This window comes from Nocardia sp. NPDC023852 (genome assembly GCF_040639505.1).
Taxonomy (GTDB): Bacteria; Actinomycetota; Actinomycetes; order Mycobacteriales; family Mycobacteriaceae; genus Nocardia.
On sequence record NZ_JBFAAB010000001.1, the window covers coordinates 223410 to 236960 of the forward strand.

The following is a 13551-nucleotide window of genomic DNA, read 5'->3' on the forward strand; positions in this document are numbered from 1 at the left end:
GAACACAGAACGGAGCGTGCTGTGTCAGAGAGTTCGGTAAGAGCGTCAGCGAATTCCCAGGAAGCGTCCTGCGGGTCCGACAAACCAAGCGGTTCTGAAAATCCCTCCTCAACCCTACCCCGCAGGCAACTCGGCAGATACCTCCGGGATTGGCGCACTCAGGCGGGGCTCACCATCGCCGAGGCGTCGAAGCTGATGGAATGGGGCGCAAGTACTTTGCAGCGCATGGAGAAGGGGCAAGCCGACCGCATCCGCACCATCGACATCCAGGAACTTTGCCGAATCTACGGGATTCCGGACGACCTGGCCGACGGTCTCAAGGGTCTGGCCCAGCAGGCGGCGGTCAAGAGTTGGTGGCACGCCTACGGCGATCTGATACCCGAAAACTTCGATGTCTACGTCGGTCTCGAGGCATCAGCCCGCCACCTCACCTCCTACCAGTCCGAACTCGTCCTCGGGTTGTTGCAGACCGCCGACTACGCCATGGCGTTGAATCGTCTGGGCTATCCCAACGATTCGGAGGCGGAACTCCATCGGCGGGTCCAGCTGCGCTTACAGCGGCAGGCCCTGATCACGAGGAAGGCGTCGCCCGCCACCGTTGACGTGGTCTTGCACGAGTCCGTGCTGCGCAGAGTAGTTGGTGGCGTAAAAGTGATGGCGGCGCAGCTACGACATCTTGCCGATTTCAGTACTCGAAGCAATATCTCGCTGCGTATCCTGCCGTTCGCGGCTGGTGTCCCGCTCGGAGTATCCACCGGGCCGTTCACGGTTCTCGAGTTCGGAACCGATAGCAAAGGGCAGCTGGTCGAACCGTCAGTGGTGTACACGGAAGGTTTCACCGGAGATCTTTACTTGGAAAGACGTGCCGATGTGCGGCGGTACGATCGGGCCCACGAGTGCCTCCAGCGCTGTGCGCTGGATATTCAGTCGAGTAGACACCTGCTTCGGCAGGTAGCGAAGGAGTATGCGGCATGAGTTTCGATCTGGTTGGTGCGCAGTGGTTCAAGAGCACCCGCAGCGGAGCGGGCAAGGACTGTGTGGAGGTGGCTTTCCTCGACGGTAGCCACGTCGGCGTACGTGACAGCAAGAACCCCAGCGGACCAGCCCTCGTGTTCACACCGGTGGAATGGGATGCGTTCACCGCGGGTGTGACCGGTGGAGAGTTCGTCCGCTCATAAGGGCAGCAGAGAGAGCAAAGGAGTCCATGTCGTGAGCATCCAAGGCAACACGAACGTCGATCTGGCCGGCGCGACCTGGCGTAAGGCGGGCGAAGGCGCGAGCAATAGCGTGGAGGTAGCGCTGCTCGCCGATGGGCACGTAGGCCTACGCAACGGCAAGGATCCCGACGGACCCGTGCTGATCTTCACCCCGGGGGAATGGGCGGCCTTCACCGCGGGCGTCCACGACGGTGAGTTCGACCGGCCGGAATAGTGATGGCACGGCCCGGCGGCGGGTGACGAGCTGCCGGGCCGAGTTCGGGGGGAGACAATACCCCCGATAGGCGGGCACGATGTGACACACTCTGCACTTTCAGATCACGAAATGGCAGAGATTCGACAACGAAAAATGTTTGCCACCGGCTGCTGACGGGTAGACAACTTGTTGTGGACCGTGGGCTCAAGAGTTCCCATCCCCGCTACAAGAAACTGCGTCCGGGGGATTGGGTCGAATGGCTGATCGTCGCGCTGTTGTTCGCGGTGTCGGCAATCGGTGTCTTCATCCTCACCAGCTCGGTGCTGTCGGCGTTGTTCGTCGGCCTGCTGGTGTGGATCGTCGCCATCGGTGTGGTGGCGACGCTGTAAGCGTGCGCCCACCGGCCGGGTGTGCTCCCGGCCGGTTGCCACGGCGTGCTAGCGTCGGAAAAGCTTGTTGCCCAGCCAGACCAGTGGATCGTATTTCCGGTCGGCCACCCGCTCCTTGAGCGGAATCAACGCGTTGTCGGTGATCTTGATGTGCTCCGGGCAGACCTCGGTGCAGCACTTGGTGATATTGCAGAAGCCGAGTCCTTGCTCGTCCTGTGCCAGTTCCCTGCGGTCGGCCACATCCAGCGGATGCATCTCCAACTCGGCGATCCGCATCAGGTACCGCGGCCCCGCGAACGATGTCTTGTTCTCCTCATGGTCACGCACCACGTGGCAGGTGTCCTGACACAGGAAACACTCGATGCACTTGCGGAATTCCTGCGAACGCTGCACGTCGACCTGCTGCATCCGGTAGTCGCCCGGCTTCAGATCGTCAGGCGGCGTGAACGACGGGATTTCCCTGGCTTTCTCGTAGTTGAAGGAAACATCGGTCACCAGATCCTTGATCACCGGAAAGGTGCGCATCGGCGTCACCGTGATCACCTCGTCCTCGGTGAAGGTGGACATGCGCGTCATGCACAGCAGGCGCGGACGCCCGTTCACCTCGGCGGAACAGGAACCGCACTTGCCCGCCTTGCAGTTCCAGCGGACGGCCAGGTCGGGTGCCTGCGTGGCCTGCAGCCGGTGAATGATGTCGAGCACCACCTCGCCCTCGTTCACCAGCACGGTGAAGTCGTGCAGTGCACCGCCCTCGAGGTCGCCGCGCCACACGCGGAATTCGGCGTCGTAACCCATCGCTACGCCTCTCGCTCTGTGGAATTCCCGGCTGCCGCCGGATGCCCGGCGAGTTCGGCCGGGCTGTAGTACTTTTCGAGCTCGTCGAGATCGAACAGAGCAAGCAGCTCGCTCCGCATCGGAACCTGCTCCTTGGGCGTCACCGTGACGGCGGGGATCGGGTCGTCGGCCGTGTTCGGGTCCACCGCGCAGACCAGAAGCCTGTTACGCCAGTCGGGATCCATCGACGGGTGGTCGTCGCGGGTGTGCCCGCCGCGACTTTCGGTGCGCAGCAGCGCGGCCTGCGCGACGCACTCGCTCACCAGCAGCATGTTCTGCAGGTCGAGGGCGAGATGCCAGCCGGGGTTGAACTGGCGGTGTCCCTCCACGGTGACCTGTCGGAACCGGGCCCGCAGCGCGGCCAGCTTGCTGATCGCCTCGCGCACCTCGTGTTCCTTGCGGATGATGCCGACCAGGTCGTTCATCGACTGCTGCAGATCGGTGTGCAGCGTGTAGGGGTTCTCGCCGCTGTCCTCGGTAGGTGGATCGAACGGGGCCAGTGCGACTTTCGCGGCCTTTGCGATGTCGTCCTCGGAGATCGACGGGCGCTCGCCGAGTCCCTCGACATAGGCGGCAGCGCCGAGTCCGGCGCGGCGGCCGAACACCAGCAGGTCCGACAGCGAGTTCCCACCCAGCCGGTTCGACCCGTGCATGCCGCCGGAACACTCGCCCGCCGCGAACAGACCGGGCACGGTAGCCGCGCCGGTATCCGGATCGACCTCGACGCCCCCCATCACGTAGTGGCAAGTCGGGCCGACTTCCATCGGCTCCCTCGTGATGTCCACGTCCGCGAGCTCTTTGAACTGGTGATGCATCGAAGGCAGCCGCCGCACGATCTCCTCGGCGGGCATCCGGGAGGCGATATCGAGGTAGACACCGCCGTGCTCGGTGCCGCGGCCGGCCTTGACCTCCTCGTTGATCGCACGCGCGACCTCGTCACGCGGCAGGAGATCCGGGGTGCGGCGTGCGGAATCGTTGTCGCGCAACCATTGATCGGCCTCGGCCTCGGTCTCGGCGTACTGCCCCTTGAAGACCGGCGGAATATAGTCGAACATGAACCGCTTGCCCTCGGTGTTCTTCAGCACCCCACCGTCGCCGCGAACGCCCTCGGTGACCAAGATGCCTTTCACGCTGGGTGGCCAGACCATGCCGGTCGGATGAAACTGCAGGAACTCCATGTTGATCAGCGTCGCGCCCGCCCGCAGTGCGAGGGCATGCCCGTCGCCGGTGTACTCCCAGGAGTTCGAGGTCACCTTGTACGACTTGCCGATGCCGCCGGTCGCCAATACCACCGCCGGCGTCTCGAACAGGATGAAGCGGCCTGATTCGCGCCAGTACCCGAACGCGCCGGAAATCCGGTCGCCGTCCTTGAGTAGTTCGGTGATCGTACATTCGGCGAACACTTTGATCCGCGACTCGTAGTCGCCGGTCTCCGCGAAATCCTCCTGCTGCAGCGAGACGATCTTCTGCTGCATGGTGCGGATGATCTCCAGGCCGGTCCGGTCACCGACGTGCGCGAGCCGCGGATACGTGTGGCCACCGAAGTTACGCTGGCTGATGCGGCCGTCCGGGGTCCGATCGAACAGCGCCCCATAGGTTTCCAGTTCCCACACCCGATCGGGTGCCTCCTGGGCGTGCAATTCGGCCATGCGCCAGTTGTTCAGGAACTTGCCACCACGCATCGTGTCCCTGAAATGGGTTTGCCAGCTGTCCTTTTCATTGGCGTTGCCCATGGACGCGGCGCAGCCGCCTTCGGCCATCACGGTGTGTGCCTTGCCGAACAGCGATTTGCACACCACCGCGACGGACAGACCGTGTTCCCTTGCCTCGATCACCGCCCGCAATCCGGCGCCGCCCGCTCCGATCACGACGACGTCGTAGTTGTGCCGTTCCACTTCTGCCATGCAGAGAAACTCCTCAGTGAGGCGGTCAGTTGATGAACCGCAGGTCCGAAATCGTCTTACTGGCAACCAACATGACGTAGAAGTCGGTCAGCACGAGCGTGCCGAGGGTGGTCCAGGCCAGCGCCATGTGCCGGGTGTTGAGCGTGGAGACCTGGGTCCAGAACCAGTAGCGCACCGGATGAGCGGAGAAGTGCTTGAGCCGTCCGCCCGCGATATGCCTGCAGGAATGGCACGACAGCGTGTAGGCCCACAGCAGGATCACGTTGACCAACAACACGATATTGCCGAGGCCGAAACCGAAACCGCCGGTTTTGCCGTGGAACGCGACGATCGCGTCGTAGGTGTTGATCACCGAAACCACAACGGCCACATAGAAGAAGTAGCGGTGCACGTTCTGGATGATCAGCGGCAGCCTCGTCTCGCCGGTGTAGGTGGCGTGCGGCTCGGCTACGGCACAGGCGGGCGGGGAGAACCACACCGCCCGGTAGTAGGCCTTGCGGTAGTAATAGCAGGTCAGCCGGAAGCCGAGCAGGAAAGGCAGCACCACGAAGCCGAGCGGAAGGATCGCGGGCAGCTCGCCGAAAGGCGTCCCGAAATGGCTCGAACCCTCGACGCAAGAGGTGCTCAGGCACGGCGAGTAGAACGGTGTCAGGTAGTGGTATTCCGAAACCCAATATGCTGTGCGTACATACGATCTGATCGTCGCGTAAATAACAAACGCGGCTAGCCCGAGCACCGTGACAAGTGGGGGAACCCACCATCGGTCAGTGCGCAAACTACGTTCGGAGATTCGGGCCCTTGTTCTGCTGAAGACGCCGGTGCCCGTCTCCGAGGCGGCGGTCGGTGCGGCACTCACTGGGATGCCTCGCTGATCTGGTGTGCGGGTGGTCATCGTTACCTCCGCAATCGAATGTGATGCTGAGCACCATACGACACACGTGCTATCGGGAGAGCAGGGTCCCGGCAATACCCGCCCGCTCGTATGTCCGTGATTTGTGCCACATCCGGCGTCGCGTCGCCGAGCCGCCGAGGTCGGTGAACGCACCGCAAACCCTTCGAACTCGCCTGAACGGAGTTGGTCCGGCGGGCGGACGCGTCAAGGAAGCTCGAGGTCGAATATCATGCCGGCACGCGATGCCCGGGCAGCAAAAGTATCGTTACCTCTACCGGAGATGTGCCCTTTGACGTGCGCTGATGCGGCGTCGCGCGGGCTCGGCCGGAACGGGGCGGGCCGGAATCGCGCCTGAACCCCGCGATGGGTTGCGATCTGCTCGTAGAAATGCAAGTAAAAGCCCAGATTCGCCTTCGAATGTATGTTCGAATCGCTACCCCGGGCGTGAAACCCATGCTGCCGCAGGTGAATGGTTCTCAGTTGTTGTTTGCCGCCCGCCCTGGGCGGTGCCGTCGTCGGCGGTGAATCGGGGATCAGTACCGGGAGTGGCTCGGCCGCCAGTCATCGCGCCGGGGAGGACGTGGAGTCGACCAGAAGTCCCGCGCCCCGGGAAGGCAGTGGCGTGGAAGAAGCGTCTACCCCGCACGGCCCTCCGGTCGGTAGGGCGCGGACTGCCATTGCTGAGAAATGGCTGCCTGACTCGGGCAGTGGCTCACATACCAGGTATCGGCATCTGTTGTTCTGTCCCAGGCAAGCGCATCATGGGCCCGGCCGGTGACGGGGAGGGCCCGTGATGCGTCCGCGTTGCGGGGCTACTTGGTCCGCGGCCGGGAGTGGAAGCCGAGTCCCTCGTCTTGTGCGCCCATCCATGCGGCCTCGTCGGACTTGCTGTCCGGAACGTAGATCGTGTCCTGCGGTCGGCGCGGCACTTCCGGTGGTGGCGACTGCTCGAGTTCGTCGGCGTCTATGACGAGCCGTTCGAGATCGTTCTCCAGGCGGCGCACAGTATTGGCGTCGCCGTAGTGGCTGCGCAGTGCGCCGATGGATTGCCGGAGCTGGTCGACCGCGTAGCGGAGTTCCGCGAAATCGCTGCGTGTCATCGATGCCTCCTCTATTCCTTGGCGGACAGCCGAACTCGGCGGGTAATGCATGGTTTCCGTCTGTCTCGAACCAAGCTCCACCGAGTTGTGTGACCCACCACACAACGTGATCTACAACACAGTACCGAATGATTTCGATTCTTGCTCGTCGAAGTCGATCCCGCCGCTAGTGGCGTGTTTTCCGGGTGTGGGGCGATCAGCCCGCGGCCGCGAATTCGGATCCTCGGCCCGCCGCGCCGAAGGCTCTCTCGACGAGTCCGACGATGGACAGCGCGACCTCGTCGGCCCGCTCCAGCATCACGCTGTGCCCTGCCCCTTCCAGGCGCACCAGCTCCGAACTCGCCAGCTGGGAGGCCAGCACCACGGAGTGCGCGAACGGAATCACGATGTCCGCCGAGCCCGCAAGTACCAGCGCGGGGATTGTGCCGAGGCGGTGCAGCGTCGCTGACTCGTCGAAGGTGATCAACGAGTGCAGGAAGCTGGACATCGTCAGCAGTGAGGTGTCGTTGAGCATCGCGGTGGCGAGCGCGACGATGCGTGGATTCACCTTCCTGGTACCGAAGTTGGCCTCCCGGATGATCGGCTCGAACAACCGCCGCGACAGTCGTTTGGACGCCTGCATCGTCCGGGGCGCCCGGGTGACGGCGGCTTGCAGCGATATCACCGCGCGCCGGCTCAGGAAGCGGCCGAGCCCGACCTCGGTAACACCGTTGGCTGCTCCCGCGAGCAGTCCGACGCCGACGACGCGCGTGCCGATGGCCTCCGGAAACAGCCGAGAATAGGCGAGCACCACCATCGCGCCCATCGAGTGCCCGACCAGGATCAACCGACCGGTCGGCGCGACCGTCCGCAGCACGGTGTCCAAGTCGTGTCCGAGTTGGTCGATCGTGTAGGTCGACGGCTCCGCCATTCCCGACTCGCCGTGGCCTCGGTGGTCGTAGAACACCATCCTGGTGTCGCTACCCCACTGCCGGAGCAGTTGGTCACGCAGGAAGGACCAGGATTCGGTGCGTAAGCAGTAACCATGCACGAAGACGACGGTCGCGGGAGCGTCCTCGGCGCCGAAGAGACGGACCGCGAGAGGGACACCGTCATCGGCCGATACCGTGACATGCCGGCCGTCGTAATCGGTGGCGCGGCGGGCGATCGTCGTGGACATGACACTCTCCTGAGGGCGAGCACCTGACGGAGCTTCTTGCCTGGTTGTCGATCCGGATTTCCGTGCCGTTAACGACGCATACCCGCTGTTATGGACCCGTTGCCCAACGGGAGACGGCGAACGACACCTCGTCTCGCCGTCGCGCTCGCCGAGGGATCCGGGAAAGCGGGCCGGAAGTCGAATTCCGTGGCAAGTCAGGAAATTCGCGCTTGGCTCTCTATCGACCAATCGAGTGGTTCTCCTAGAGTCCATGAGATTTTGTCATCCAACGGGCCGTCGCTGATGGCCGGTAAATCTGCGCCTCTCTACAATTATTCCTATACAGCCGAATATCGTGCGAGCGTCGAACCCGCGGCGTCACGTTCGGGTGCCGCGCCCCCGAACGTGACGTTTGTCCACCCGCAGGGAGCGCCGGGCCGTGCAAAGGCTCGAGGCAGCCGCTGATGCGCCGGGCCGCGCGAGGGCTCGAGGCAGCCGCTGATGCGCCGGGCCGCGCGAGGGCTCGAGGCAGCCGCTGATGCGCCGGGCCGAGCGAAGGCGAGGCAGCCGCCTATGCGCCCGCGTGGCTGCGAGTCGAGGGCAGGAACGGGCGCAGCAGGTTCGCCTCGGTCGACGGACCCACCTGCCACTCGGCGATCCACGGCCCGGTCCCCTCGCTCGGATCGAGCACGCCCTCCTCCAGCCACTGGTAGCGACCGTCGAGTACGCCGCGGGTGAGGGTGCGATCATCGTCGTCGGTGTTGTCCCACAGCGCGTCGAACAGCGTGCGCACGCGAACCCGCGACTGCCTGCAGAAGACATCCGCCAACTCCTCGGCGGACTTGCCTTCCGGCGCGCCCGCGCTGCGCAGCGCCTGTGCACGTACGCAGGCTGCCGACATCGCGAACAACTCGGCGCCGATGTCGACGATCCGGCCGAGGAAGTTCTGCCGGTACTCGAGGCCGGCCTGCCAACGGCCCATCGCGTACATCAGCGATCTGGCCTGCTTGCGCGAACTGCGCTCGACGAACCGCAAATGACGTGCCAGCGGGCCGAATTCGGGATAGGCCGCCGGCACTGTTCCCGCTCCGACGGCCAGCTGCGGGAACCACTTGGCGTAGAACCCGGTCGCGCCGACGGCAGCCTTGGCTTTGTCCTTCAACTCGGCCTTGCGGTCGACCAGCGCGCCTGCGGCCGCCATGTGCGCGTCCGCCATCTCCCTGGCGATCAGCAGCCGCATGATCTCGCTGGAACCTTCGAAGATTCGGTTGATCCGCAGGTCGCGCACAAGTTGCTCGGCGCCGACGGCGCGCTCGCCACGTGCGGCGAGTGAGGCCGCTGTCTCGTATCCGCGACCGCCGCGGATCTGCACGAGCTCGTCGGCGATCCGGCAGCTCATCTCGCTGGCCCACAGCTTGGCCAGGGCCGCCTCGATCCGGATGTCGTTGCGCGCCTCGTCGCACATGGCCGCTGACAGGTCGAGCGTTGCCTCCAGCGCGAAGGCGGTGGCCGCGATGAACGAGATCTTCGCGCCGACGGCGGCGTGCTCGCCGACCGGCCTGCCCCACTGCACTCGCTGCGTGCTCCATTCCCGCGCGATCTTCAGCGACCACTTCGCTGCCGCGGTACACAAGGCGGGAATGGCGAGTCTGCCCGCGTTCAGGGTGGTGAGTGCGATCTTGAGGCCGTCGCCCTCGCGGCCGATCAGATTGCGCTTGGGCACCCGGACGTTGTGCATGCGGGTAAGGCCGTTCTCGATGCCGCGCAGGCCCATGAACGCGTTGCGCCGCTCCACCGTGATGCCCGGCGAATCGGCTTCGACCACGAACGCCGAGATCCCGCCGCGATGTCCCTCGCTCTTGGGTACGCGCGCCATCACGACGAGCAGTTCGGCGACTACGCCGTTCGTCGTCCACAGCTTGACGCCGTTGAGCTCGTAGAACTCGTCGTCCTCGATGGGCGTCGCGGTGCTGGCCATGCGGGCCGGGTCGGAGCCCACGTCGGGCTCGGTGAGCAGGAACGCGCTGACCGCGCCCGCCGCGCAGCGGGGCAGGAACTCGGCCTTCTGCTCGGGGGTGCCCGCCAGCTTCAGCGGTTCTGGTACTCCGATGGACTGATGCGCCGAGAGCAGCACGCCCAGGCTCGGGTGTGCGGAACCGATCAGCATCAGCGCCCTGTTGTACCCGAACTGGGAAAGACCCTGGCCGCCATAGGCTTCCGGGATTTTCAGGCCGAAGCAGCCGAGTTCGGCCAGGCCTTTCACATAGTCGTCCGGGATTCGGCCTTCGGATTCGATTACCGATCCGTCGAGTGTCTCGCAGTACTGCCGCAGCCGGGCCAGGTAGGCCTCGGTGCGTGCGGTGTCCTCCGAGCCGGGTTGCGGGTAGGGATGGATCAGATCGAGCCGAAATCGTCCCAGAAACATCTCCTTGGCGAACGATGGCTTGGCCCAGCTGGTTTCGCGGGACTCCTCGACTAGTGCGCGGGCCTGTTCTTCGGTCGCGTCGACTTTCGCGGCTGTCGCCATGATGCCCTCCTAGGACGTGATCGGGATCACACATCAGTGTAGGAGGGTTTGTTACCCGCTGGTAGGTCTTCGCGTCGAGAGAAATCTACGAATATCTACTGATTTTGCGAGAGAAGCAGATCTACGGCCGATCCACACGGTCATCGCGGTCATCGGCCGCGCCTTCGCCGTCAGACCGAGCGCAGGTAGCGGCCGAAGTGTGGCACGGTGAAACCGACCGTCCCGCGTTCGGCCGAGTAGATGAGGCCCTTCTTGATCAAGCCGTCGCGCGCCGGGGACAGCGAGGCGGGTTTGCGCCGGAGTTCGTTGGCCACCGCGGCGGTCGCCACCGGGCCGTCGTCACCGGCCAGGTCGGCCATGGCGCGCATATACTCACGCTCCGCGGGGGTTGCGCGCTCATAGCGGGAACCGAAAAAGCCGACCGCCAACTCCTCCTCCGCGGAGGGGGCGGCCACCTCGACGTCGTCGGCACCGATGGGACTTTCCGGCGCCTGGTCCCAGGCCGCTTTCCCATACGCCTGCACGAAATAGGGGTAGCCGTCGGCCTTGTCATAGAGCGCATCGAGCGCTTCGTCGGTGAACTTCACGTCTTCGCGCTGAGCGGGCGCGATCAGAGCCTGGTCCGCCGACTCTCGGTCGAGCCGGTCGATGCGGTGATAGCTGAATAGTCGCTCGGAGTAGCTCTTCGAGGCGGAGAGTACCGCGGGCAGGTGCGGGAGGCCTGCGCCGACCACGATAAGCGGCGCTGCGTCCTGGCTCAGCTCGTGGCAGGCGCCGCAGATCGCGGAGATGTCGGCGGCGCCGAGATCCTGCATCTCGTCGATGAAGAGCGCGATGCCGACGCCGATGTCACTGGCCAGCGCGGCGGCCTCGACCAGAAGTTCCACGAGATCGATCTCGATGTCGCCGGAATCGGCCCGACCGGTCACGGCGGGCACGTCGATGCCGGGTTGCCAGCGTTCCCGCATGCCCTTGTCGGCGGTGGCCCGCAACGCGAAAGCCTTGAGGATGCCGAGGAAGTCGTCGACCCGCTCCGGATCGCGGTGTGCCATGGCGATCGCACGCACGGCCATGTGCAGCGCCGAGGACAGCGGGCGGCGCAGTTCCTGGTCCGGCCGCGCTTCGATTTTGCCGGTGCCCCAGCCACGCGAGATCGCGGCGGAACGAAGTTGGTTGAGCAGCACGGTCTTACCGACACCGCGCAGGCCGGTGAGCATGACGCTCCGTTCCGGACGACTGCGCGCGACACGTTCCAGCACAATGTCGAACGCGGTGAGTTGCTTGTCGCGCCCGGCTAATTCGGGCGGGCGCTGTCCCGCCCCGGGTGCATACGGATTCCGCACGGGGTCCATGCCCCGACACCGTAGCCCGTCTTGTCCCCATAATCTGGGTCTGTCTACGGCGTGTCCTAGAGAGGCTTAGCGGACGGTATTGCACTATTGCTCGCGCCGTCGAGCTTCTAGGCTGATGGCGGTTCGGCCAGAATGGTCGCGCGCTACCGCGCGCGGGAACGGAGGGGCATGTCCGACGAACCCATCGCTGAAACCACCGCAGAGGTGGTCGAGTCGTGGAACGTGCCGGCGGGCGCCACGGTGGCGCAGCGCATCAGGTCCAACATTCTCGTCGCCATCGAACGCGGCTACGACGACCCCCAGCTCGTCGCGGACCTCGCGGTCGGCCCGCTAGTCATGGCGCTGGGCAGACTCGAGGTCGATCTGGCCGACGCGCGGCGCAGGATCGATGAGCTCGAGCGCGCGCTCAGGACGCGCCCCGAATCCTGATCGCATGACCGCGATTCACGGCAGATGTCCGTTCGGTGATCGAGCGTCGAAGGTCGAGATCGAGTCGTGACCATCGGGGTGTGCGGTTTTCGTCGGATCGTCCAGGCTTTTCGGTGTCGATGGAGAAACGCAGCTCTGTGCGCTGGACAACACCGCGTTCGCGTCGTAATCTCTTCGTGACTTAGTGGAGTCAGTCGCTTCGTAAGAGAAACGGCGCCACTAGTTACCGCCTAAACGGCTGTCGAGGCCAATCGGTCTCGGCTGTCGTGCCGGGGACCCACAGGTTCGTCTGGGGTGAATCCTTGCGGCCATTTCGGCTGCGAGGTAGGGCCGTTCTCCCGGCCCGAACCCGTCAGCTAACCCGGCCGGCGGGAGAGCAGCAAGATCGGAGAAGTAGCTCGGTGGGTAAACACAGCTTGCAGCGGGATTCTCGGGTTCCGAATTCCGTCAAGGGCGCCATTGTGATGGGTGCGGTTGCCGCGACTGGCGCGATGCCGGCGATTCCGGCGATGGCCGCGACTATCAACGTTCCCGGCCTCGGCAACTTCGACATCCCGCAGGAATACGAGCAGCCGGCCCAGCAGCTCAGCCAGCAGATCCAGCAGGCGCTCGCGGCCTCCCCCGCTGCCCCCGCCGCGCCGCAGGCGGCTCCTCAGCCGCCCGCTTTCGCGCCGCTGCTGCCGGATCTGTTCGCCCAGCCGAGCAACCCGGGTGACATCGCCCTCGACGCCGCCAAGAGCAAGGTCGGCGCCCAGTACTCCTGGGGCGCCGCGGGACCCAGGTCCTTCGACTGCTCCGGACTCGTCCAGTGGGCATTCCGCCAGGCGGGAGTCGAACTGCCCCGTACCAGCTTCGAGCAGTCGCACGTCGGCGCTCCGGTGGCGTTCCAGAACCTGGAGCCTGGCGATATCGTCGTCACCAACAACGGCAGCCATGTCGGTATCTACGCGGGCGATGGGAAGCTGCTGAACGCGGTGCAGTCGGGAACGCCTGTTTCCTACACCCCCCTGCGCCCCGACATGGTGGTCACCGCACGCCGTATCGTGTAACGAGTGGCTCGCGCCGAACACGGCACCAAGAACAACGCGACGCAGGCCCGAGTCGACTCGTGGACCTGGGCGGTGCGTCTGTTCAAGACCAGATCCGCTGCCGCGGAAGCCTGTCGTGGCGGACATGTTCGCGTGAACGGCTCGACGGCCAAGCCCGCGCAACCGGTGCGTCCCGGCGATGAGGTCCGGATCCGGATGGGCGGTTTCGAACGCATCGTCATCGTGGAACGGATCGTCACCAAGCGGGTCGGTGCTCCGATCGCGGCGCAGTGCCTGATCGACCGCAGCCCGCCCCCTCCCCCGCGGGAGATCGCGGTGATCATGCCCCGTCGAGATCGCGGGGCAGGACGGCCGACCAAGCGCGAGCGACGCGAGACCGATCGGCTCCTGGGCCGGGCCGAGCACTGAATTCGCTAGCGGCGCATTCACGTCACCGCTTGTCGATGGCACGCAGATGGCTTCCCGGCTCCGGCATGTGCGCTACGCGCTGACAACGATCGCCCCGGTCGGCATCGCGCCAGCGC

General features: G+C 65.0%; 14 protein-coding genes and 1 riboswitch. Of the genes, 7 read left to right on the plus strand and 7 right to left on the minus strand.

The window, feature by feature from the left end; all coding sequences use genetic code 11:
• The first annotated feature begins 21 nt into the window (after positions 1-21).
• The 4 genes from AB0H00_RS00990 (at position 22) to AB0H00_RS01005 (ending at position 1802) form a co-directional block, all read left to right on the plus strand.
• Complete coding sequence (locus AB0H00_RS00990) at positions 22-975, plus strand: helix-turn-helix transcriptional regulator (protein WP_357258784.1); 954 nt, start codon at positions 22-24, stop codon at positions 973-975.
• Positions 972-1178 carry a DUF397 domain-containing protein gene (locus AB0H00_RS00995; RefSeq protein WP_357258787.1) on the plus strand — a complete coding sequence of 69 codons (207 nt, stop codon included), beginning with the start codon at positions 972-974 and terminating at the stop codon, positions 1176-1178. The genes AB0H00_RS00990 and AB0H00_RS00995 overlap by 4 nt, the downstream gene beginning before the upstream one ends.
• A 31-nt stretch (positions 1179-1209) precedes the next feature.
• Positions 1210-1431 carry a DUF397 domain-containing protein gene (locus tag AB0H00_RS01000; protein ID WP_357258790.1) on the plus strand — a complete coding sequence of 74 codons (222 nt, stop codon included), beginning with the start codon at positions 1210-1212 and terminating at the stop codon, positions 1429-1431.
• Between the two features lie 173 nt (positions 1432-1604).
• Positions 1605-1802, plus strand: a complete 198-nt coding sequence (locus AB0H00_RS01005) for a hypothetical protein (protein ID WP_357258793.1) — start codon at positions 1605-1607, stop codon at positions 1800-1802.
• Positions 1803-1850: 48 nt separating this feature from the next.
• Here the strand turns inward: AB0H00_RS01005 and AB0H00_RS01010 are convergent, their stop codons facing one another.
• From AB0H00_RS01010 to AB0H00_RS01040, 7 genes are all read right to left on the minus strand, one after another.
• Positions 1851-2597, minus strand: a complete 747-nt coding sequence (locus AB0H00_RS01010) for a succinate dehydrogenase/fumarate reductase iron-sulfur subunit (protein ID WP_357258796.1) — start codon at positions 2595-2597, stop codon at positions 1851-1853.
• 2 nt (positions 2598-2599) lie between these two features.
• The gene (locus AB0H00_RS01015) at positions 2600-4540 is read right to left on the minus strand and encodes a fumarate reductase/succinate dehydrogenase flavoprotein subunit (protein WP_357258799.1); all 1941 of its coding nucleotides are present in this window, start codon (positions 4538-4540) and stop codon (positions 2600-2602) included.
• 25 nt (positions 4541-4565) lie between these two features.
• A complete protein-coding gene (locus tag AB0H00_RS01020) occupies positions 4566-5432 on the minus strand; it encodes a hypothetical protein (RefSeq protein WP_357258802.1) in 867 nt (288 codons plus the stop codon).
• Between the two features lie 812 nt (positions 5433-6244).
• Positions 6245-6532 carry a hypothetical protein gene (locus AB0H00_RS01025; RefSeq protein WP_357258805.1) on the minus strand — a complete coding sequence of 96 codons (288 nt, stop codon included), beginning with the start codon at positions 6530-6532 and terminating at the stop codon, positions 6245-6247.
• Positions 6533-6728: 196 nt separating this feature from the next.
• Positions 6729-7691 (minus strand): alpha/beta hydrolase, encoded by a 963-nt coding sequence (locus AB0H00_RS01030; protein WP_357258808.1) that lies wholly within the window; start codon positions 7689-7691, stop codon positions 6729-6731.
• Positions 7692-8241: 550 nt separating this feature from the next.
• Complete coding sequence (locus tag AB0H00_RS01035) at positions 8242-10197, minus strand: acyl-CoA dehydrogenase family protein (RefSeq protein ID WP_357258811.1); 1956 nt, start codon at positions 10195-10197, stop codon at positions 8242-8244.
• A 170-nt stretch (positions 10198-10367) separates the two neighbouring features.
• Entirely contained in the window at positions 10368-11549 is a 1182-nt protein-coding gene (locus AB0H00_RS01040) for an ATP-binding protein (RefSeq protein WP_357258813.1), read from the minus strand.
• A 168-nt stretch (positions 11550-11717) separates the two neighbouring features.
• Between AB0H00_RS01040 and AB0H00_RS01045 the strand changes: the two genes are divergently transcribed.
• The 3 genes from AB0H00_RS01045 to AB0H00_RS01055 all read left to right on the plus strand — a co-directional run bounded on the left by AB0H00_RS01045 (position 11718) and on the right by AB0H00_RS01055 (position 13435).
• The gene (locus AB0H00_RS01045; protein WP_357258816.1) at positions 11718-11978 is read left to right on the plus strand and encodes a hypothetical protein; all 261 of its coding nucleotides are present in this window, start codon (positions 11718-11720) and stop codon (positions 11976-11978) included.
• 217 nt (positions 11979-12195) lie between these two features.
• A riboswitch (cyclic di-AMP (ydaO/yuaA leader) is annotated at positions 12196-12364 on the plus strand.
• A 15-nt stretch (positions 12365-12379) separates the two neighbouring features.
• A complete protein-coding gene (locus AB0H00_RS01050) occupies positions 12380-13027 on the plus strand; it encodes an NlpC/P60 family protein (RefSeq protein WP_357258819.1) in 648 nt (215 codons plus the stop codon).
• 3 nt (positions 13028-13030) lie between these two features.
• The gene (locus AB0H00_RS01055) at positions 13031-13435 is read left to right on the plus strand and encodes an RNA-binding S4 domain-containing protein (protein WP_357258822.1); all 405 of its coding nucleotides are present in this window, start codon (positions 13031-13033) and stop codon (positions 13433-13435) included.
• Positions 13436-13551: the final 116 nt, after the last annotated feature.

What these genes read in the sequence shown, in the direction of transcription:
- AB0H00_RS01045 (WP_357258816.1), top strand. Translation starts at nt 11,718, where the DNA reads ATGTCCGACGAACCCATCGCTGAAACCACCGCAGAGGTGGTCGAGTCG.
- AB0H00_RS01025 (WP_357258805.1), bottom strand. Translation starts at nt 6,532, where the DNA reads ATGACACGCAGCGATTTCGCGGAACTCCGCTACGCGGTCGACCAGCTC.
- AB0H00_RS01035 (WP_357258811.1), bottom strand. Translation starts at nt 10,197, where the DNA reads ATGGCGACAGCCGCGAAAGTCGACGCGACCGAAGAACAGGCCCGCGCA.
- AB0H00_RS01040 (WP_357258813.1), bottom strand. Translation starts at nt 11,549, where the DNA reads ATGGACCCCGTGCGGAATCCGTATGCACCCGGGGCGGGACAGCGCCCG.
- AB0H00_RS00995 (WP_357258787.1), top strand. Translation starts at nt 972, where the DNA reads ATGAGTTTCGATCTGGTTGGTGCGCAGTGGTTCAAGAGCACCCGCAGC.
- AB0H00_RS01015 (WP_357258799.1), bottom strand. Translation starts at nt 4,540, where the DNA reads ATGGCAGAAGTGGAACGGCACAACTACGACGTCGTCGTGATCGGAGCG.
- AB0H00_RS01020 (WP_357258802.1), bottom strand. Translation starts at nt 5,432, where the DNA reads ATGACCACCCGCACACCAGATCAGCGAGGCATCCCAGTGAGTGCCGCA.
- AB0H00_RS01010 (WP_357258796.1), bottom strand. Translation starts at nt 2,597, where the DNA reads ATGGGTTACGACGCCGAATTCCGCGTGTGGCGCGGCGACCTCGAGGGC.
- AB0H00_RS01030 (WP_357258808.1), bottom strand. Translation starts at nt 7,691, where the DNA reads ATGTCCACGACGATCGCCCGCCGCGCCACCGATTACGACGGCCGGCAT.